The sequence below is a fragment of the Frondihabitans sp. GW821-FHT04F02 genome (assembly GCF_059420045.1).
Map to the genome: position 1 here is coordinate 209,028 of NZ_JBWKSZ010000004.1, position 18,044 is coordinate 227,071.

Genomic DNA, 18,044 nt, shown 5'->3' on the forward strand with positions numbered 1-18,044 from the left:
CCGTGAGCGACCTCACTCCCAGGGAGGCCGCTCGAGCTGCGCATCGCGCGCCCGCAGAGCCCGACCAGGCGTCAGCCACGTCGCTCGACCTCGATCCCGAGGTCGAGCAGACGTGGCTGCGCCCGCGTGGGCGCGACCGGTACCCCGGTGCGACCCCCTGGACCCCGTCGCCTCCCCCCGGCTCAGGCGATCCCGCTGATGCCACCGACACGGCGACCCGCGTGGAGCCCGTCGCGTCGCCCCGCGCGGCGTCGTCGGCGGTGTCTCGCCGGTCGTCCGAGCCCTTCGCTCCCGACGCGCCCCGCTCCCGTGGTCGTCGCGCCAGCCCGAACCTCGACCCCGAGGCTCTAGCCGCAGAGCGCCTCGCCTCCGATCGCGCCACCGTCGCGGCCCAGGGCGAGGCGCTTCGCCGCGTCGCCCAGTCGCGGATAGAGCAGCACCGGGCGGCGCACACGGCCAGTGCGCCGAGCCCCGCTGCGTCTGCCGCGCCGAGCCCCGAGTCGGAGGCAGTGCGCCCGCGGGCCTCGTTCAACGGCGAGGTGCAGCACGTGCCGCAGCCCACGGCACACGGAGAGCCGGTGGCCGAGTCGGCCACGACCACTGCCGCCCGAGCGGCTGCGGCCCCCGAGCGGCGGCTGATCGCGGGCGGCGTGTACTCCGAGCCGCTTCGGGCGCCCGAGGCGGCGGCCGGTCTCGCCGGGGGAGTCGGGGTGCGGATCGAGCCCGGAGTTCCTGCGCCCGAGAGCGACTCGTCGTACATCGATGTCGCCACCCGCGCCATCACCGTGGTCCGCGAGGCCGCGCCGACGCCGACCCCCGCGGCGCCTGCCCGCACGCTGATCATGGGGATCCTCAACGTCACGCTCGACTCGTTCAGCGACGGCGGCCGGTACGCCCGCTTCGACGACGCCATCGCCCACGCGCGCTCGCTGGTCGCCGACGGAGCCGACATCATCGACGTCGGCGGCGAGTCGACCCGGCCCGGCGCACCTCGCGTGGATGTCCACGAGGAGCAGCGTCGCGTCGTCCCGGTGATCCGCGAGCTGGTAGCGCTCGGCTACCGCGTCAGTGTCGACACGATGAACGCCGCCACCGCCTTCGCTGCTGCCTCGGCCGGAGCCGACATCATCAACGACGTCTCGGGCGGGCTCGCCGACCCCAACATGGCGCAGGTCGTCGCCGACACCGACCGCACCTACGTAGCCATGCACTGGCGCGGGCACTCCGACGTGATGAACTCCCGCGCCACCTACTCGAACGCGGTCGCCGAGGTGAAGGCCGAGCTGTTCCAGCGCGTCGCCGAGCTCGTCGTGCAGGGCGTGGAGCCCGACCGCCTCGTCATCGACCCGGGCCTCGGCTTCGCCAAGCTCGCGGAGCACAACTGGCAGCTGCTCGGGCACCTGCACGAGCTCTCCGAGATCGGACTCCCGATCCTCGTCGCCGCGTCGCGCAAGCGCTTCCTCGGCGGGCTGCTGCCCGAAGAGGCCGGCGTTCGCGAGCGCGACCCCGCGACCGCCGTCATCTCGGCCCTCAGCGCCCAGGCCGGCGCCTGGGGCGTTCGAGTGCACGACGTCGCATCCACCCGCGCCTCCCTCGACGTCTGGGAAGCGTGGCAGAAAGGCAGCCGTGGTTGACCAGCTCACATTGACCGGCGTGAAGGCGACGGGCCATCACGGAGTCTTCGACTTCGAGCGCGAGAACGGCCAGGAGTTCGTGGTCGACGTGATCGTCGACATTGACGCCGTGCGTTCCGCGACCTCGGGGGATCTCGACGCGACCGTGCACTACGGCGTGCTCGCCGAAGAGATCGTCCGCGACATCGAGACCGACCCGGTCGACCTCATCGAGACGCTCGCCGAGCGCATCGCGGCCACCGTGCTGTCGCACCCGGCGGCCCTCCGCACCAGCGTCACGGTCCACAAGCCGCAGGCGCCGATCACCGTGCCGTTCACCGACGTGTCGATCACGATCGACCGGGGTCGCTCGTGACCCGGGCCGTGATCGCGCTCGGCTCGAACCTCGGGCACAGCGACGCGATCCTGCGTGCCGCCGTCAAGGAGATCGGCTTCGTCGACGGCACCCGGGTCGTCGCGGCCTCGGCCCCGGTCGAGTCCGTGGCGCTGACGATCGACGGGCTTGACGAGTCGAAGCCCCTCTATCTGAACGGCGCCGCGATCGTCGAGACGTCGCTCGAGCCCCTCGCGCTGCTCGACGAGCTCAACCGGATCGAAGACGAGCTCGGGCGAGTCCGCCTCGAGCGCTGGGGCGACCGCACCCTCGATCTCGACCTCGTCGTCTTCGGCGACGTGGAGCTCGACACCCCGCGGCTGACTCTGCCGCATCCGCGCGCTCACGAGAGGTCGTTCGTGCTGGAGCCCTGGGCGCAGATCCAGCCCGACGCCGTGCTTCCGGGTCACGGTCCGATCGCGTCGCTGCTGGCGCGGCTCGAGGATGCAGTCGCGCACGTCGACGGCGCCACCGTGCTGACGGCGCCGCCAGCCCCTGTCGCGCTCTCCTCGCACGGGGGCACAGCATGAAGCGCACCCGCGTCTCGACCATCGTGTCGTTCCTCGTCGTCGCGGTCGTGGCAGGCTTCGCGTTCGACGCGGCCCTTGCCGCGACGCTGCACCCCGTCGCCGTGCCGTCGATCACACTCGGTCTGGCGCTGCTCGCCATCGCCGCCATCGTCATCTCGCTCGCCGTGCCGGTCTTCCGCGTCGCCCGTGGCCGCACGCACGAGCCGATCGACGCCTACTACGCGACCCGGGTCGTACTGATCGCGAAGGCGTCGAGCCTGGCCGGCGCCCTGTTCGGCGGATTCGTCGGCGGCATGCTCGTCTACATGCTCACTCGCGGCGTCAGCGTCGCCGCCGGCTCGCTGGTGCCCATGGTGGTCTCGGTCGTGGGCGGCGTCGTGCTTCTGGCGGCGGGACTGGTCGGGGAGTACATGTGCACTGTCCCGCCCGACGATGACGACAAGAACCGCGGCGGCGGTCTGCAGCAGCGCATCTGACCCTCTGCGCGCCAGCTGCGGGTCCAGACGCGGTTGCCAGACGCCCGGGAGGAGACACTCACCTGCCCCTACACTGGATGTTCTCGCGCTCCAAGGGGTGTGGGCGACGGTGAAGGGGTAGAGCGCCATGAACACGAAGACGCGCACTTCGCGCCGGGCCTACGGCGTTCTCGCGGTGGCCGTGCTGGCCGGGCTCATCCTGCTCGTCGTGGGGGTGGCGACCGACGCCGCTTTCACGAGAACGCTCGGCTACCTGCTCGCCGTCTGCTCGGCTGGCACCGGGGTCTTCACCTTCCTCCGCGAGCGACGTCGGCCTCGAGGCTGAGCGTCGGGAACGGGTTGCGCGGCACCCCGTCAGGCGACCCGAAGGGGACGATCACCCGGCGACGGTCGGCGGCAGGCGGTAGCGTTCCGAGGTGAACCGCCGTCCGACCAGCTCAGGAGCCCCCGTGACCGACCGCCTCGACCTCGACGGTGCCTCGTGGACCGGCATCAGCCCCAAGTACAAGTGGCCCGAGATGGTCAGCTACGCGCTGAGCGGCCTCGTCGTCGCCGCGCTCAGCGCTCTCACCTGGCTCGCGGGCGAGTGGTGGGGCTACGCCCTGACCGCCGTGATCGTCGTCGTCACGATCCTCGTCGTCGCGTTCACGCCCCGCCGCGTCCGCGCCATCGGCTACCAGCTGCGCGACGACGACCTCCTGGTGCGCCGCGGCATCCTCTTCTTGCGCTTCGTCGCCGTCCCGTACGGCCGCATGCAGCTCATCGACGTCAACCGCGGCCCGGTCGTCCGCGCTCTGGGCCTGAGCGACCTCAAGTTCGTCACGGCGGCAGCCGCGTCGGCGGTCACGATCCCGGGTGTCCCGGCCGACGATGCCGAGCGCCTCCGCGACCGCCTGGTCGAGCTGGCCGAATCGCGGCGGGCCGGCCTGTGAGCTGGACTCCCGGCGGCGACTTCACGCCCCCCAAAGACTTCCGCGCGCAGGAACCCGCCCCGCCGTCGTCGACCGACTTCACCGACGGCGAGTGGCACCGACTCCACCCCGCCACCCCGCTGCTCAAGGGCGGCATCGTCTTCGTGGTGATCCTGGGCATCTTCATCAACAACGCCCGCGAGCAGCTGATCGGCTTCTTCATCCCGGGCCCCGACGGCAACCGCGGAGGCCGGGGCGATGACGGCGACCCCGTGGGCTACGCCGTCGGCCACGGCCTGATCGGGTTCGTGGTGCTCGGCATCGTCGCCCTGCTGGTGATCATCATCGCCATCTTCTACGTCTCCTGGCGGGTCAACACCTTCCGCGTCACCGCCGACACGGTCGAGGTGCGCAGCGGCATCCTGTTCCGCACGAACCGCCGCGCCCGCCTCGACCGGATCCAGGGCATCAACATCGAACGCCGGCTGCTGGCGCGGATCTTCGGCGCCGCGAAGCTCGAGATCAGCCAGGCCGGTCACGATGCGAACGTGCCGCTGGCCTATCTCCGCTCGGCATCGGCCGACGCCGTGCGGTCCGAGATCCTGCGCCGGGCAAGCGGAACGCGCGAGGCCGAGAAGGGCGAGCCCGGCCAGCACCAGGGCACCGGCGTCATCGAGAAGCGGCTCAACGAGTTCCTCGCCGAGCCGCTGGGGGAGGGGCAGACCGAGCCGCAGTCCGTCGTCAAGATGCATCCTGGGCGTCTCGTCGGGTCGGCGATCCTGAGCCCGTTCACGCTCTTCCTCGCCGCCGTGATCGCGGCCGTGATCATCAGCATCGCGACGACCGGCCAATACGTGCTGCTGGTCGTGTTCTTCCCGACGATCCTCGGCTCGTTCAGCTACTACTCGCGCCGCGTCGTGAAGTCGCTCCGCTACTCGATCGCCTCGACTCGCGACGGCATCCGCATCGGCTGGGGCCTCCTGTCGACGAGCAACGAGACTCTGCCACCGGGCCGGATCCACTCCATCCGCCTCAGTCAGCCGCTCGCCTGGCGGCCCTTCGGCTGGTGGGAGGTCAAGATCAACGTCGCCTCGCACTCGTCGGCCAAGGGCGCCGACAACCAGGCGAACACGACGATCCTGCCGGTCGGCTCGGCTGACGACGTGACGCGCGTGCTCGGGCTCGTGCTGCCGGAGCTCGTCGGGCTCACCGCCGCCGACGTGGCCGCTGAGGACGCCCTCGCTCGCGGCGAGACCACGGCCGACGAGGTCGCCGCCGGGTCGCCGCAGCGGGCCGTCGAGGAGAGCACGCGCACCCTGTCGCTGATCGAGGCCGGCATGACGTCGTCGGGCACGGAGGGCGGCTTCACCGTGTCGCCCCGGCGCGCGGCCGTGCTGCGCTGGTTCTCCTGGCGGCGCAACGGCTTCCGTGAAGCACCGGGAGCCGTCCTGCTGCGCAAGGGCGCGATCTGGAGGGAGCTGATCGTGGTGCCCCTGCCCCGACTGCAGAGCGTCGGCGTGCGTCAGGGGCCGATCCTGCGTCGCCTTCGCCTCGCCTCGCTCGAGTTCCACACCGTCCAGGGCCCCATCACGGCGAACGTCGGAGCGCTCGACCAAGGCGACGCACGCGACTTCTTCAGCAAGGCCGCCGCCGATGCCGTCTCGGCCGCCAAGGCCGACCGCACGCACCGGTGGCTCGAGACGCAGGTGGCGCCGGGTGCCGGTGAGCCGCAGGCGGACGACGCGACGGCGTTCCCTGCTCCTGACGCCTCGACGCGCCTCGGAGACGGCCGATGAGCCCCGCCCAGCGGCCCAGCGGCCGCCTCGGCGTCGGGATCATCGGCGCCGGTCACGTGGGGCCCGTCCTGGGCGCGGCCCTCGCCGCGGCGGGCCACGCCGTCGTGGGCATCTCGGCGGTCTCGGAGCGCAGCCGCGACCGCGCCGACGCGATCCTGCCGGGCGTTCCGATCCTGCCGGTGCACGAGATCGTCGAGCGCAGCGAGCTCGTCCTGATCGCCGTGCCCGACGACCAGCTCGAGGGCCTCGTCACCGGGCTCGCCTCGACGAACGCCTGGCAGGCCGGCCAGCTCGTCGTGCACACCTCGCCGGTGCACGGCCTGTCGGTGCTCGATCCTGCCCGGGCTGCCGGCGCGATCCCGCTGGCGATCCACCCCGCGCTGCAGTTCACCGGCACCACGATCGACCTGGTGCGCCTCCGCGACGCCTACTGCGCCGTCACCGCGCCCGGCCCCGTGCTGCCCATCGGCCAGGCCCTCGTCGTCGAGATGGGCGCCGAGCCCGTCGTGATCGACGACGCCGACCGCCCGCGGTACGCCGAGGCCGTCGAGACCGCGACGACCTTCTCGGCCGCCATCGTGTCGCAGTCCGTCGGCATCCTGAAAGAGCTCGGCCTCGAAGAGCCCGGCCGCGTCATCGCGCCCCTCGTCCGCTCGGCGATGGACCGCGCCCTGGGGACGGCAGACGCCACCGTCGGCCCCGGTACCATCGAGATGCCGTCGTTCGACGACGACGACCCCCTCGCCTGACACCTGGAGCACCAATTGACTGACGCCCCCATCGAGCCCGAGCTGACCGACGAAGAGGTCTTCGAGCAGAAGGCGGTCCGCCTCGAGAAGCGACTGCGGCTCATCGAGTCGGGCGACGAGGCGTACCCGGTCGGCGTCCCGATCACCACGACGATCGCCGCGACCCGCGAGAGGTACGAGTCGATCGAGACCGACACCGCGACCGGCGACGTCGTCGGCCTCGCCGGACGCGTCGTGCACTTCCGCATCGGCGGCAAGCTCTGCTTCGCCGCGCTCCAGTCGGGCGACGGCTCGCGCATCCAGGTGATGGTCTCGCTGGCCGAGGTCGGCGACGAGTCGCTGGCGCGCTGGAAGTCGATGGTCGACCTGGGCGACCACGTGTTCGTGTCGGGCGAGGTCATCTCGTCGCGCCGCGGGGAGCTCTCGATCCTCGTGAAGGAGTGGAAGATCGCGGCCAAGGCGATCCTGCCCCTGCCTAACCTCCACTCCGAGCTGAGCGAAGAGACCCGGGTGCGCAGCCGCTACCTCGACCTGATCGTGCGCGAGCAGGCCCGCACGACGGTGCGCACGCGCGCGGCCGTCATGAAGTCGCTGCGATCGACGTTCGACGGCCACGAGTTCCTCGAGGTCGAGACCCCGATGCTCCAGACGATGCACGGCGGCGCGTCGGCCCGACCGTTCGAGACGCACTCCAACGCCTTCGACACCGAGCTCTACCTGCGCATCGCGCCCGAGCTGTACCTCAAGCGCGCGGCCGTCGGCGGCATCGAGCGGGTGTTCGAGATCAACAGGAACTTCCGGAACGAGGGTGCCGACTCGACTCACTCGCCGGAGTTCGCCATGGTCGAGGCCTACCAGGCCTACGGCGACTACAACCAGATCGCCGACCTGACGCAGGAGCTCATCCAGAACGCCGCGCTCGCCGTCGCCGGGTCGCACGTCGTGACCTGGGCCGACGGCACCGAGTTCGATCTCGGCGGCGACTGGGATCGCATCTCGATGTACGAGTCTCTCAGCGAGGCTGCCGGTACGCGGATCACCGTCGACACCCCGTTCGGCGAGCTGCAGGCCATGGCCTCCGACCTCGGCATCACTGTCGCGCAGGAGACCCACGGGAAGCTCGTCGAAGAGCTCTGGGAGCACTTCGTCAAGGGCGGCCTCGACAGGCCGACGTTCGTGATGGACTTCCCGCTCGACACGTCGCCGCTCGTCCGCGCGCACCGCAGCAAGCCGGGCGTCGTTGAGAAGTGGGACCTCTACGTCCGCGGCTTCGAGCTGGCCACGGGCTACTCGGAGCTCGTCGACCCGGTCGTGCAGCGCGAGCGGTTCGTCGAGCAGGCCAAGCTGGCCGCGCTCGGCGACGTCGAGGCCATGCGCCTCGACGAGGACTTCCTGAAGGCGCTCGAGCACGGGATGCCGCCGACCGGTGGCATGGGCATGGGCGTCGACCGCCTGCTCATGGCGATCACGGGCCTGGGCATCCGCGAGACCATCCTGTTCCCCCTCGTCAAGTAGGCCTCGCGCTCGTCGAGCGATGCCAGCTCGCGGGCGTCACGAGTGACGTACCCTTGGAGGGTGCCTCACTCTCTGATCGGCGGGATCGTCTTCTCCGTCACCCCGACCATCCTCGTCGGGCTGATCTTCTGGTTCGCCATGCGCGCGATCTTCCGTGCCGACAAGTCGGAGCGTGCCGTGTACTCCGAGATCGAGGCCGAGGAGCGCGCACGCGCCGAAGCCGAAGAGGCTGCCGGCCGCGCCTGATCCGCTGACTCTCGAACGCCCCCGCCCTCGTGCGGGGGCGTTTTCGCATCTGTTCGTCCCCCGTGGTGAGGTCCGTCGTACGCGTCTCGGAAACGGTTCGTTAAGACTGGACGTACCCCGTTACGTGAAATCGGGGTGCAGAAACCCTCAATGATCAAGGGATCTGCTGGTAGAACCGTACCCCGGGCTAGAGTCGCGCCGCCTACACCCGCCGATGCTCCTCTGTCAAAAGATCGGCCCCCGCGTACCCCGTAACGCCCTTTTTCCTGTGAGCGCACTCCGAGGTTACTTGGGAAGACCCTGAACGGTTTCTCTCAGGACGTACCCGATCGGAAGACTCGTAGTGCGGCGAAAGACCTCCGAGAACGTGGGGCTTCACCGTCGGATCGACTCCTGAACAACAGGACCGACCTCGCTAGGGATGGAGAAGAAGACATGTCGACTGCAATTGATCACGTCCGCGAGAACAGCGCCACCAGCACCCGCGCCACGAGCGCCAGCACCACGACCACCGCTCCGGACGACGACGTCGAAGTCGAAGTCCTCGGTCAGGTTCGCGGTGCGTCCACCGACCAGGTCGGCGACTACCTCCGCCACATCGGCCGCATGCCCCTCCTCGACGCCCAGGAGGAGACCGAGATCGCCCGCCGCATCGAGGTCGGCCTCTTCGCCGAGGAGAAGCTCGCCGAGATGCAGGCCGCCGGCAAGGTCAGCGCCTCCGACCGCAGCGACTACCGCTGGCTCATCCACGACGGCGAGCGTGCGAAGGACCGCATGATCACCGCCAACCTCCGCCTGGTCGTCTCGATCGCCAAGCGCTACACGCAGCGCGGCCTTCCCTTCATGGACGTCATCCAGGAGGGCAACCTCGGCCTCGTGCGTGCCGTCGAGAAGTTCGACTACACGCAGGGCTACAAGTTCTCGACCTACGCCACCTGGTGGATCCGCCAGGCGATCGCCCGCGGCCTTGCCGACAAGGCGCGCGCCATCCGCATCCCGGTGCACACCGTCGAGCGCATCAACCGCATCTCGCGCGCCGAGCGCGACCTCACCGTCGACCTGGGCCGTGCGCCCACCGTCGACGAGGTGGCCGCCGAGGTCGCCATGGAGGTCGCCGACCTGGTCGACCTGAAGTCGCGCTCGCACGAGCCCGTCTCCATCCACACCGTCGTCGGCGATGCCGAAGACAGCGAGCTCGGCGACTTCATCGAAGACGAAGAGACGCCGTCTCCCGGCGAGGCCACCGAGACGAGCATGCTCAACCGCGACATCCACTCGCTCGTCGAGGCGCTGCCCGAAGACGAGGCCCGTGTGATCCGCATGCGCTTCGGCCTCGACGACGACCAGCCGATGACGCTCGACGAGATCTCCAAGCGCGTGCACTCGAGCCGCCAGGCGGTCTCGCGTGTCGAGTCGCGTGCCCGTCTGCGCATGTTCGCCAAGGCCGTCTCGCAGGACCTCCAGCTCTACCTGCAGTAAGCACCCTCCCGAAAGCCCGCCTCCCATTCCGGGAGGCGGGCTTTCGTCGTCTGGTGCCGAGTGCGTGGACTCCGCGGCCCGAGGCATCCCGGTCGATGCCGGGGCGGATCTCTCGACACCCGGCCGTCAGGGCGCTACGGTGAAGTCCCGACAGCGAGACCAGGCCATTCGAGGATCGAGAAGAGGTGAAGACCATGACTGCATCGATGACGCGCGCCATGAACCCCTTCATCCCCGAGGTCGCCGTCCGCTAGCAACGCTGCTGGTGACCTCTCTTCTGGAGATCACCAGTGACCTTTTCCGACGATTTCGTCGTTCCCACCTTCTCCGTCGCCGAGATCGGCGACGAGCAGCGCTGGTCCACGTGGCCGGCCACCCAGCCGCTCGAACGCGGCCCGCAGCCCCGGCCCGACTGGCTCGTCACGAGCGCGGCGGCCATCGACACCGAGCTCGGCATCGTCAAGACGGGCAAGGAGGCCGACGTGTTCCTGCTGGAGCGCGCGGTTCCTGACGACGTGACGCTCGCCGACGGCAGCTCGCGCACCAGCGTGCTCGCCGCGAAGCGCTACCGGAGCGCCGAGAACAGCGACTTCCACCGCGGTGCCCAGTACCGCGAGGGGCGCCGCACCCGCAACACCCGCGACGGCCGGGCGATGGCGCGGGGCTCCTCGCACGGCCGGGCCGTCCAGGCCGGGCTGTGGGCCTGGGCCGAGTTCGAGGCGCTCTCGCGCATGTTCGAGCGGGGCGTGCCGGTTCCGTACCCGGTGCAGATCTCGGGCACGGAGATCCTGATGGAGTTCATCGGAGACGGCCGCACGGCCGCGCCCCGGCTCGCTCAGGTGAAGGAGGACGGCGCCGCGCTCTGGCCGCTGTTCGAGCAGGTGAGCGAGATCCTGCTCGGGTTTGCCCGGGCCGGCTTCGCCCACGGAGACCTGTCGCCGTACAACCTGCTGGTCCACGACGGACGAGTGGTCGTGATCGACGTGCCGCAGCTCGTCGACGTGGTCAGCAACCCGAACGGCGTGGCCCTGCTCGAGCGCGACTGCCGCAACGTCGCCGACTGGTTCGCACGACGCGGCTTCGAGCGCGATCCCGAGCAGATCTTCGCCGAGTGCCTGGGCGAGGTGTTCTGAGTCGCAGCACGATCGCGGCAGGAACTGGCACGCCGCCGCCGCGCCCCGACTAGTGCTGCCGTGCGAACCGCGCGCGCACCTCCGGGGGCACCAGCTCGAGCAGCTGGTCCGGCCGCAGCGGGAGGTCCATCAGGCTGAGCTTGAGGCGCCCCTTGCGGCCGTGCCGCCCGGCATCGACGCGGGCCACCACGCCGGCGTCCTCGCGGAGCTTCACCTTGATGATGGCGCCCTCGCCGACGTCCGAGACCACGCGGCCGTCGAGCTCGAGCGCCGCCGAGCGGGTGCCGGCCCCGATCGTGAACTTGAGGAGCTCCTTGGGGCCGAGCACGACGGTCCGGTCGATGCCGGCCATCGGGGCGACGGGGGTGACCACGACGGCGGCGACGGCGGGGCTGACGACCGGGCCGCCGGCGGCGTAGTTGTAGGCGGTCGAGCCGGCAGGAGTGGAGACGACGATCGAGTCGGCCTTGAAGTAGCCGTACGGGGTGCCCTCGACCGCGAGGTCTGCGGTGACCACGCCCTGGCCGGGCCGACGCGTGACGGAGAGGTCGTTGAAGGCGAGGAAGGACGCCTCGAACCCCGTCGACGAGACGGTGACCTCGACGGCGTGGTGCGGCTCGAGGGAGAAGTCGCCCGATCGGAGGGACTCGAGGGCGTCGGCGAGTTCCTGCGGCTCAGTCTCGACCAGGAAGCCGACGTTGCCGTAGTTGACGCCCAGCACCGGGACCGGACGGGGCGCGACGAGCCGCATCGCACCGAGCATGGTGCCGTCCCCGCCCAGCGAGACGACCGCGTCGACCCGCTCGACGAAGGTCGGCTCGTCGACCAGCTCGATGTCGGCGCCGACCCGTGCGGCGTCGTCGTGGAGGGCGATCAGGTGCGCTTCGTCCGAGCCCTGCCACGTGCGCAGGACGTCGATCGACGCGGTGACCGACTTCGTGGGGTGGGGGATCAAGCCGACCGTGTAGTTCGCCATATGCCGAACCTACCGACCGAGCATGGGAGGACCTCCGTCACGCCGCCAGCGAACAGGGGCAGACGGAGGGCATCGCGCTGGCTACTCTCGACGTATTGGACGCCCACCCCCTGCGGGGCGTCCGTCATATGGGTGGCGTCCCAGCCCGTCACCAAGGGAGTTAGAAGATGTTCGAGAGATTCACCGACCGTGCCCGTCGCGTTGTCGTCCTCGCTCAAGAAGAAGCGAAGATGCTCAACCACAACTACATCGGCACCGAGCACATCCTGCTCGGCCTCATCCACGAGGGCGAGGGCGTCGCCGCCAAGGCGCTCGAGTCGCTGGGAATCTCGCTCGACGCCGTGCGCGAGCAGGTCCAGGACATCATCGGCCAGGGTCAGCAGCAGCCGACCGGCCACATCCCCTTCACGCCTCGCGCGAAGAAGGTCCTCGAGCTGTCCCTGCGCGAAGCGCTCCAGCTCGGACACAACTACATCGGCACCGAGCACATCCTCCTCGGCCTCATTCGCGAAGGCGAAGGTGTGGCCGCCCAGGTCCTCGTCAAGCTCGGCGCTGACCTCAACCGAGTGCGCCAGCAGGTCATCCAGCTGCTCTCGGGTTACCAGGGCAAGGAGGCAGTGGCAGTGGGCGGAGAAACGCAGGCTGGCCCGCAGGGTGGATCTCAGGTGCTCGACCAGTTCGGTCGCAACCTGACCCAGGCTGCGCGCGACAACAAGCTCGACCCGGTGATCGGGCGCGAGAAGGAGATGGAGCGGGTCATGCAGATCCTCTCCCGTCGCTCCAAGAACAACCCCGTGCTGATCGGCGAGCCGGGCGTCGGCAAGACGGCCGTCGTCGAGGGCCTCGCCCAGGCGATCGTCAAGGGCGACGTCCCCGAGACGCTGAAAGACAAGCAGCTCTACTCGCTCGACCTCGGCTCGCTCATCGCCGGCAGCCGCTACCGCGGTGACTTCGAAGAGCGCCTCAAGAAGGTCACCAAGGAGATCCGCACGCGCGGCGACATCATCGTCTTCATCGACGAGATCCACACCCTCGTCGGTGCGGGTGCCGCCGAGGGCGCGATCGACGCGGCCTCGATCCTCAAGCCGCTCCTCGCTCGCGGCGAGCTTCAGACCATCGGCGCCACGACGCTCGACGAGTACCGCAAGCACTTCGAGAAGGACGCCGCTCTCGAGCGCCGCTTCCAGCCCGTCCAGGTGCACGAGCCCTCGTTGCCCCACGCGATCAACATCCTCAAGGGTCTCCGCGACAAGTACGAGGCCTTCCACAAGGTGTCCATCACCGACGGCGCGATCGTCGCGGCGGCCAACCTGGCCGACCGCTACGTCGCCGACCGCTTCCTCCCCGACAAGGCGATCGACCTGATCGACGAGGCCGGCGCCCGCTTGCGCCTTTCGATCCTGTCCGCCCCGCCGGAGCTCCGCGAGTTCGACGAGAAGATCGCCGTGGTCCGCGGACAGAAGGAGGCCGCGATCGAAGACCAGGACTTCGAGAAGGCCGCCAGCCTCCGTGACGAGGAGAAGAAGCTGCTCGGCGAGCGTCTCCGCCTCGAGAAGCAGTGGCGCTCGGGCGACGTCGGAGCCTCCGGCACCGTCGACGAGGGCGTCATCGCCGAGGTCCTGGCCCAGGCGACCGGCATCCCGGTCTTCAAGCTCACCGAAGAGGAGACCTCGCGTCTCGTCTTCATGGAGAAGGCGCTGCACCAGCGCGTCATCGGCCAGGAGCAGGCGATCGCCGCACTGTCGAAGACCATCCGCCGCACGCGTGCCGGCCTCAAAGACCCGAAGCGTCCGTCGGGCTCGTTCATCTTCGCCGGCCCCACGGGCGTCGGAAAGACCGAGCTCGCCAAGGCGCTCGCCGAGTTCCTGTTCGATGATGAGAACGCTCTGATCAGCCTCGACATGTCCGAGTACGGCGAGAAGCACACCGTCTCGCGCCTGTTCGGTGCCCCTCCCGGGTTCGTCGGCTTCGAAGAGGGCGGCCAGCTGACCGAGAAGGTCCGCCGCAAGCCGTTCTCGGTGGTGCTGTTCGACGAGATCGAGAAGGCTCACCCCGACATCTTCAACTCGCTGCTGCAGGTGCTCGAAGAGGGCCGCCTGACGGACGGTCAGGGTCGGGTCGTCGACTTCAAGAACACGGTCATCATCATGACGACCAACCTCGGCACGAAAGACATCACGGGCGGCCCCGTCGGCTTCCAGATCGAGGGCGACACCGCCACCTCCTACGAGCGCATGCGCTCCAAGGTGTCGGAGGAGCTCAAGAAGCACTTCAAGCCCGAGTTCCTGAACCGCGTCGACGAGACCATCGTGTTCCCGCAGCTCACGCAGCCGGAGCTCCTGCAGATCGTCGACCTGTTCGTCAAGCGCCTGTCGGACCGCCTGCTCGACCGCGACATGACCGCCGAGCTCTCGCTCGCGGCCAAGGAGCAGCTCATCAAGGTCGGCTTCGACCCGTCGCTCGGTGCTCGTCCGCTGCGTCGTGCGATCCAGCACGAGGTCGAGGACCAGCTGTCAGAGCACATCCTCCAGGGTGAGCTCAACGCCGGCGACCACGTGAAGGTCGACTACGTCGACGGCAAGTTCACGTTCGAGACCGGGCGTCAGCCGGGCCGCGAAGACGTGCTGGTGCTCGACAAGGGCGAAGCGTAAGAATCGCGTCACCGCAAGGGCGGCTCTCCTCCGGGAGGGCCGCCCTTCGCTACGCTGGGGGAATGTCCACTGGCGAGATCACCGTCCGCAAAGCCCTCGCCTCCGACGTCCCGCACATCCAGCGCCTGATCGAGCCGTACGTCGCCCGCCGCATCCTGCTCGGCAAAGACAACGTCACCCTGTACGGCAGCATCCAGCAGTTCCAGATCGCCCTCGGCCCCGATGGCGTGCCGATCGGCTGCGGCGCCCTCAACGTCTTCTGGGACGACCTCGCCGAAGTCCGGACCCTCGCGCTCGATCCCGACTGGATTCGCCACGGAGTGGGCCACAAGCTCCTCGACGGGCTCGAGGGCGACGCACGCGCTCTCGGCGTCGGGCGCATCTTCTGCCTCACGTTCGAGGTCGACTTCTTCGTCAAGCACGGATACCTCGAGATCGGCGAGTCGGTCGTGTCGCCCGAGGTCTACGCCGAGCTCGTCCGCTCGTCTGACGAGGGCGTCGCCGAGTTCCTCGACCTCGCGCGCGTGAAGCCCAACACGCTCGGCAACACGCGGATGCTCAAGGTGCTGCCGGCGGCGTAGCGCCCGCGCGCGGCGGTGGTCTGCGGTGGGGCGGGGCGACGTTCCTGCGCATTTGCCGTGGTGACTGCAACGCGCCGACTGCATGCCCGACGAGGCACGCAACGACACCTACCCTGTGCGCATGTCGTCGTTCAAGCATCCGGTCGGCTCGAAGCCGCCGTCGGTGTACTGGCGGCGCCGCGCGCTCGTGCTGGGTGCTCTCGTGGTGCTGCTGCTCGTCATCGTGCTCATCGCGGTGAGACCGGGCGCAGGAACGTCGGCCTCCCCGACGCCCAGCCCCAGTGCGTCGGCCGCGGCCTCCCCCCGGGCGTCCTCCGCCCCGGCCGCGTCGTCGAAGCCGTCGGCCGCCGCCGCCCCCAAGCCGTCGGCCACCGCCGCCGCCTCAGGAACCTGCGACACCGCCCAGATCAGCCTCAAGCCGATCGCCGACGCCAGCTCGTACTCGTCGCTCGAGCAGCCCAAGATCTCGATGAGCATTACCAACACGTCGACGACGGCCTGCACGCTGGATCTCGGCTCGGCCGAGCAGGTGCTCAGCATCACCTCCGGAGCCGAGACGTACTGGTCGTCGAAGGACTGCCAGGTCGCCGGAACCCACCAGAAGATCACGATCACTGCGGGCCAGACGCTGAAGACGCCAGCGATCACCTGGGACCGCACCCGCTCGTCGACGAAGACATGCGACTCGTCGCGCAGCTCGGTTCCGGCCGAAGGCGCGAGCTACCACCTGTCCGTCTCGGTGGGGGCGATCGACTCGTCGACCACTGCGCTCATGATCCTGAACTGAGTACCCATGGCCCAGCCCGAATTCCGCTCCGCCCAGCTCGAAGAGGCGCTCGCCGCGCAGGATGTCGCCGCCGTCGCGTTCGCGCTGCGCAACGACGTCGTCGTGGTGCCCAAGCTGGCGACGGGCAAGAAGGGCGACGACCGGGTGCGCGTCTTCGGGCGCGAGAACACCGACAAGCGGATCCTGCTGCTGTTCTCGTCGGCCGAGACGTACAAGGCGATGGTGCCCAACGAGAAGATCCGCCTGGTGATGCTCTACGACGCCGCGAAGCTGCGCGACTTCATCGAGGCGCACCTCGACGTGCTGGAACAGGTCTTCTTCGACATCGCGGGGCCGCACACGATGGCGGCGAACCCGGAGGATCTGCTGAAGGCGCTGCGGGCGTGAGGTCTGTGGGCGTCCTTCGGTAAGGACTTCTGGGGTAGCTGTCCTTGTGGGCGGTGCACGCGGGCGGGGTTTTCCTTGTGGGGCGTGCGCTGCGGCGCGGCCTTCCTTGTGGGCGCGCGCGTCGTCCTTGTGGAAGGACGGCGGCGGAGCAGCAGCAGCAGGGGGCGCGGGTCGGCTCCGCGATGCGTGGTGCTCGACGTGGGGCTCGGTTCGTTGCGCGATCGCTTTCGCTAGGCAAGGACTTCTGGGGTAGGCGTCCTTGTGGGCGGTGCACGCAGGCGGGGTTTTCCTTGTGAGACGTGCGCTGCGGCGCGGTCTTCCTTGTGGGCGCGCGCGGCATCCTCAGGTAAGGACGGCGGCTTGGGCGGCACGCGGTTCGGAGCAGGGCGGTACTCGCCCTCGACGTCAGAACGCGGCGTCGAGCTCCCGCTCGCGATCGCTGGACGCGGCGGAGAACGCGCGGCGCAGCGCCTCGCGCAGGTGCTCGGACGACGAGTCGACGATCTCCGTGAAGCCGAGACGGCGGGCCTCGGACGCGCGCTGCTTCGAGGACGACACGGGTCGGATCTCGCCGGCGAGGCTGATCTCGCCGACGGCTGCGAGCGTGTGCGGGAACGACTTCTCGCGACTGGCTGAGGCGAGGGCCAGGGCGATGGCGAGGTCGGCGCCGGGCTCGGTGATCTTGATGCCGCCGACGGTGGAGACGTAGACGTCGGCGTCGCTGAGGCGGATTCCGGCGCGGCGTTCGAGCACCGCCAGCAGCATCGCCACGCGCGACGAGTCGACGCCGTTGACGACGCGGCGGGGCTGCGGCGCCGTGCTCGCTACGATCAGCGCCTGGATCTCGACGGGCAGTGCGCGGCGGCCCTCCATGGCGATGGTGATGCAGGTGCCGCTGACCGGAGTGCTGGTGCGCGACATGAACAGCCCGGAGGGATCGGCGACCTCGGCGATGCCGTCGCCCGTCATCTCGAAGCAGCCGACCTCGTCGGTGGGGCCGAAGCGGTTCTTGTGGGCACGGACGAACCGCAACGAGGTCTGTCGGTCGCCCTCGAACTGGCAGACGACGTCGACGAGGTGCTCAAGCAGTCGTGGCCCGGCGATCGAGCCGTCTTTCGTGACGTGGCCGACGAGGAGGATCGGCACGTTGCGGTCTTTCGAGACGCGCACGAGCGTCGACGCGACCTCGCGCACCTGCGACGGGCCGCCGGCCATGCCCTCGCTGGCCGACGACGACACCGTCTGCACGGAGTCGACGATCACGAGCGACGGGTTGACCTGCTCGATCTGGCCGAGGATGACGCCGAGGTCGACCTCGGCGGCGAGGTACAGGTTGGGGTTGAGGGCGCCGGTGCGGGCGGCACGAAGGCGAACCTGCTGCGCGGACTCCTCGGCGGTGACGTACAGGACCCGGGCACCCTGCTGGGCGGCGCGCGACGCGACCTCGAGCAGCAGCGTCGACTTGCCGACCCCTGGTTCACCCGACAGCAGGATCGCGGCGCCGGGCACGATCCCGCCCCCGAGCACGCGGTCGAACTCGTCGATCCCGCTCGGCCAGTGCGAGACGCGGTCGGCCGCCACCTCGGTGATCGGCCGGGCGACGCGGTCGGCGGGGACAGCGACAGCCGCGACGCCGCGGGTGGAGGCGACTGCGGCGGTGGCGTCGACGACGGTGCCCCACGACTGGCATTCGGCGCAGCGGCCGACCCACTTGATGCTCGACCAGCCGCACTCGGTGCAGCGGAAGGTCGACGTGGGGCGAGGCATGCGGCAACTCTAGGCGGAGCCTCCGACAAAGGGCGGGAGGCGTCCACAGGCCC

The 18,044-nt window shown here is 69.7% G+C and carries 18 protein-coding genes; 16 read left to right on the plus strand and 2 right to left on the minus strand.

Translation table 11 applies throughout. The features are described from left to right. Nucleotides 1–2 precede the first annotated feature (2 nt). The 12 genes from folP (at nt 3) to AC07TY_RS12605 (ending at nt 10,842) form a co-directional block, all read left to right on the plus strand. Nucleotides 3–1,634, plus strand: coding sequence for a dihydropteroate synthase (gene folP / locus AC07TY_RS12550; protein ID WP_494785566.1), 1,632 nt, complete (start codon nt 3–5; stop codon nt 1,632–1,634). Next, nucleotides 1,627–1,989, plus strand: coding sequence for a dihydroneopterin aldolase (gene folB, locus AC07TY_RS12555; RefSeq protein ID WP_123506755.1), 363 nt, complete (start codon nt 1,627–1,629; stop codon nt 1,987–1,989). Before folP ends, folB begins: the two co-directional genes overlap by 8 nt. Continuing rightward, nucleotides 1,986–2,537, plus strand: coding sequence for a 2-amino-4-hydroxy-6-hydroxymethyldihydropteridine diphosphokinase (gene folK / locus AC07TY_RS12560; protein WP_123506756.1), 552 nt, complete (start codon nt 1,986–1,988; stop codon nt 2,535–2,537). Before folB ends, folK begins: the two co-directional genes overlap by 4 nt. Continuing rightward, on the plus strand, nt 2,534–3,013 hold the full coding sequence (locus AC07TY_RS12565) for a DUF3180 domain-containing protein (RefSeq protein WP_123506757.1): 480 nt from the start codon (nt 2,534–2,536) through the stop codon (nt 3,011–3,013). Before folK ends, AC07TY_RS12565 begins: the two co-directional genes overlap by 4 nt. Before the next feature lie 127 nt (nt 3,014–3,140). Then, on the plus strand, nt 3,141–3,338 hold the full coding sequence (locus AC07TY_RS12570) for a hypothetical protein (protein WP_123506758.1): 198 nt from the start codon (nt 3,141–3,143) through the stop codon (nt 3,336–3,338). A gap of 124 nt (nt 3,339–3,462) precedes the next feature. Beyond that, entirely contained in the window at nt 3,463–3,945 is a 483-nt protein-coding gene (locus AC07TY_RS12575) for a PH domain-containing protein (RefSeq protein ID WP_123506759.1), read from the plus strand. Further along, entirely contained in the window at nt 3,942–5,720 is a 1,779-nt protein-coding gene (locus AC07TY_RS12580; RefSeq protein WP_494785567.1) for a PH domain-containing protein, read from the plus strand. The genes AC07TY_RS12575 and AC07TY_RS12580 overlap by 4 nt, the downstream gene beginning before the upstream one ends. Then, complete coding sequence (locus AC07TY_RS12585; RefSeq protein WP_123506761.1) at nt 5,717–6,469, plus strand: Rossmann-like and DUF2520 domain-containing protein; 753 nt, start codon at nt 5,717–5,719, stop codon at nt 6,467–6,469. The genes AC07TY_RS12580 and AC07TY_RS12585 overlap by 4 nt, the downstream gene beginning before the upstream one ends. A gap of 15 nt (nt 6,470–6,484) precedes the next feature. Then, nucleotides 6,485–7,984, plus strand: coding sequence for a lysine--tRNA ligase (gene lysS, locus AC07TY_RS12590; protein WP_123506762.1), 1,500 nt, complete (start codon nt 6,485–6,487; stop codon nt 7,982–7,984). A 60-nt stretch (nt 7,985–8,044) separates the two neighbouring features. Further along, the gene (locus AC07TY_RS12595) at nt 8,045–8,230 is read left to right on the plus strand and encodes a hypothetical protein (RefSeq protein ID WP_123506763.1); all 186 of its coding nucleotides are present in this window, start codon (nt 8,045–8,047) and stop codon (nt 8,228–8,230) included. A 435-nt stretch (nt 8,231–8,665) separates the two neighbouring features. Next, nucleotides 8,666–9,709 carry a sigma-70 family RNA polymerase sigma factor gene (locus AC07TY_RS12600; protein ID WP_123506764.1) on the plus strand — a complete coding sequence of 348 codons (1,044 nt, stop codon included), beginning with the start codon at nt 8,666–8,668 and terminating at the stop codon, nt 9,707–9,709. A gap of 290 nt (nt 9,710–9,999) precedes the next feature. Continuing rightward, the gene (locus tag AC07TY_RS12605) at nt 10,000–10,842 is read left to right on the plus strand and encodes a serine protein kinase RIO (RefSeq protein WP_494785568.1); all 843 of its coding nucleotides are present in this window, start codon (nt 10,000–10,002) and stop codon (nt 10,840–10,842) included. Nucleotides 10,843–10,891: 49 nt separating this feature from the next. Here the strand turns inward: AC07TY_RS12605 and AC07TY_RS12610 are convergent, their stop codons facing one another. Then, on the minus strand, nt 10,892–11,818 hold the full coding sequence (locus tag AC07TY_RS12610; RefSeq protein ID WP_488625271.1) for an NAD(+)/NADH kinase: 927 nt from the start codon (nt 11,816–11,818) through the stop codon (nt 10,892–10,894). A 167-nt stretch (nt 11,819–11,985) separates the two neighbouring features. Here AC07TY_RS12610 and AC07TY_RS12615 point away from each other — a divergent pair, with 167 nt between their 5' ends. From AC07TY_RS12615 to AC07TY_RS12630, 4 genes are all read left to right on the plus strand, one after another. After that, a complete protein-coding gene (locus AC07TY_RS12615; RefSeq protein ID WP_123506767.1) occupies nt 11,986–14,469 on the plus strand; it encodes an ATP-dependent Clp protease ATP-binding subunit in 2,484 nt (827 codons plus the stop codon). A 62-nt stretch (nt 14,470–14,531) separates the two neighbouring features. Then, nucleotides 14,532–15,050 carry an amino-acid N-acetyltransferase gene (locus AC07TY_RS12620; RefSeq protein ID WP_123506768.1) on the plus strand — a complete coding sequence of 173 codons (519 nt, stop codon included), beginning with the start codon at nt 14,532–14,534 and terminating at the stop codon, nt 15,048–15,050. 82 nt (nt 15,051–15,132) lie between these two features. After that, a complete protein-coding gene (locus tag AC07TY_RS12625; RefSeq protein WP_494785569.1) occupies nt 15,133–15,837 on the plus strand; it encodes a hypothetical protein in 705 nt (234 codons plus the stop codon). Between the two features lie 6 nt (nt 15,838–15,843). Then, nucleotides 15,844–16,224 (plus strand): SseB family protein, encoded by a 381-nt coding sequence (locus tag AC07TY_RS12630; protein ID WP_494785570.1) that lies wholly within the window; start codon nt 15,844–15,846, stop codon nt 16,222–16,224. Between the two features lie 405 nt (nt 16,225–16,629). Here AC07TY_RS12630 and radA read toward each other — a convergent pair whose 3' ends face one another. Beyond that, nucleotides 16,630–17,991 carry a DNA repair protein RadA gene (gene radA, locus AC07TY_RS12635; RefSeq protein WP_488625275.1) on the minus strand — a complete coding sequence of 454 codons (1,362 nt, stop codon included), beginning with the start codon at nt 17,989–17,991 and terminating at the stop codon, nt 16,630–16,632. Between the last annotated feature and the right edge of the window lie 53 nt (nt 17,992–18,044).

What these genes read in the sequence shown, in the direction of transcription:
- AC07TY_RS12565 (WP_123506757.1), top strand. Translation starts at nt 2,534, where the DNA reads ATGAAGCGCACCCGCGTCTCGACCATCGTGTCGTTCCTCGTCGTCGCG.
- AC07TY_RS12570 (WP_123506758.1), top strand. Translation starts at nt 3,141, where the DNA reads ATGAACACGAAGACGCGCACTTCGCGCCGGGCCTACGGCGTTCTCGCG.
- AC07TY_RS12585 (WP_123506761.1), top strand. Translation starts at nt 5,717, where the DNA reads ATGAGCCCCGCCCAGCGGCCCAGCGGCCGCCTCGGCGTCGGGATCATC.
- AC07TY_RS12600 (WP_123506764.1), top strand. Translation starts at nt 8,666, where the DNA reads ATGTCGACTGCAATTGATCACGTCCGCGAGAACAGCGCCACCAGCACC.
- AC07TY_RS12610 (WP_488625271.1), bottom strand. Translation starts at nt 11,818, where the DNA reads ATGGCGAACTACACGGTCGGCTTGATCCCCCACCCCACGAAGTCGGTC.
- AC07TY_RS12615 (WP_123506767.1), top strand. Translation starts at nt 11,986, where the DNA reads ATGTTCGAGAGATTCACCGACCGTGCCCGTCGCGTTGTCGTCCTCGCT.
- AC07TY_RS12620 (WP_123506768.1), top strand. Translation starts at nt 14,532, where the DNA reads ATGTCCACTGGCGAGATCACCGTCCGCAAAGCCCTCGCCTCCGACGTC.
- AC07TY_RS12625 (WP_494785569.1), top strand. Translation starts at nt 15,133, where the DNA reads ATGCCCGACGAGGCACGCAACGACACCTACCCTGTGCGCATGTCGTCG.
- AC07TY_RS12630 (WP_494785570.1), top strand. Translation starts at nt 15,844, where the DNA reads ATGGCCCAGCCCGAATTCCGCTCCGCCCAGCTCGAAGAGGCGCTCGCC.
- radA (WP_488625275.1), bottom strand. Translation starts at nt 17,991, where the DNA reads ATGCCTCGCCCCACGTCGACCTTCCGCTGCACCGAGTGCGGCTGGTCG.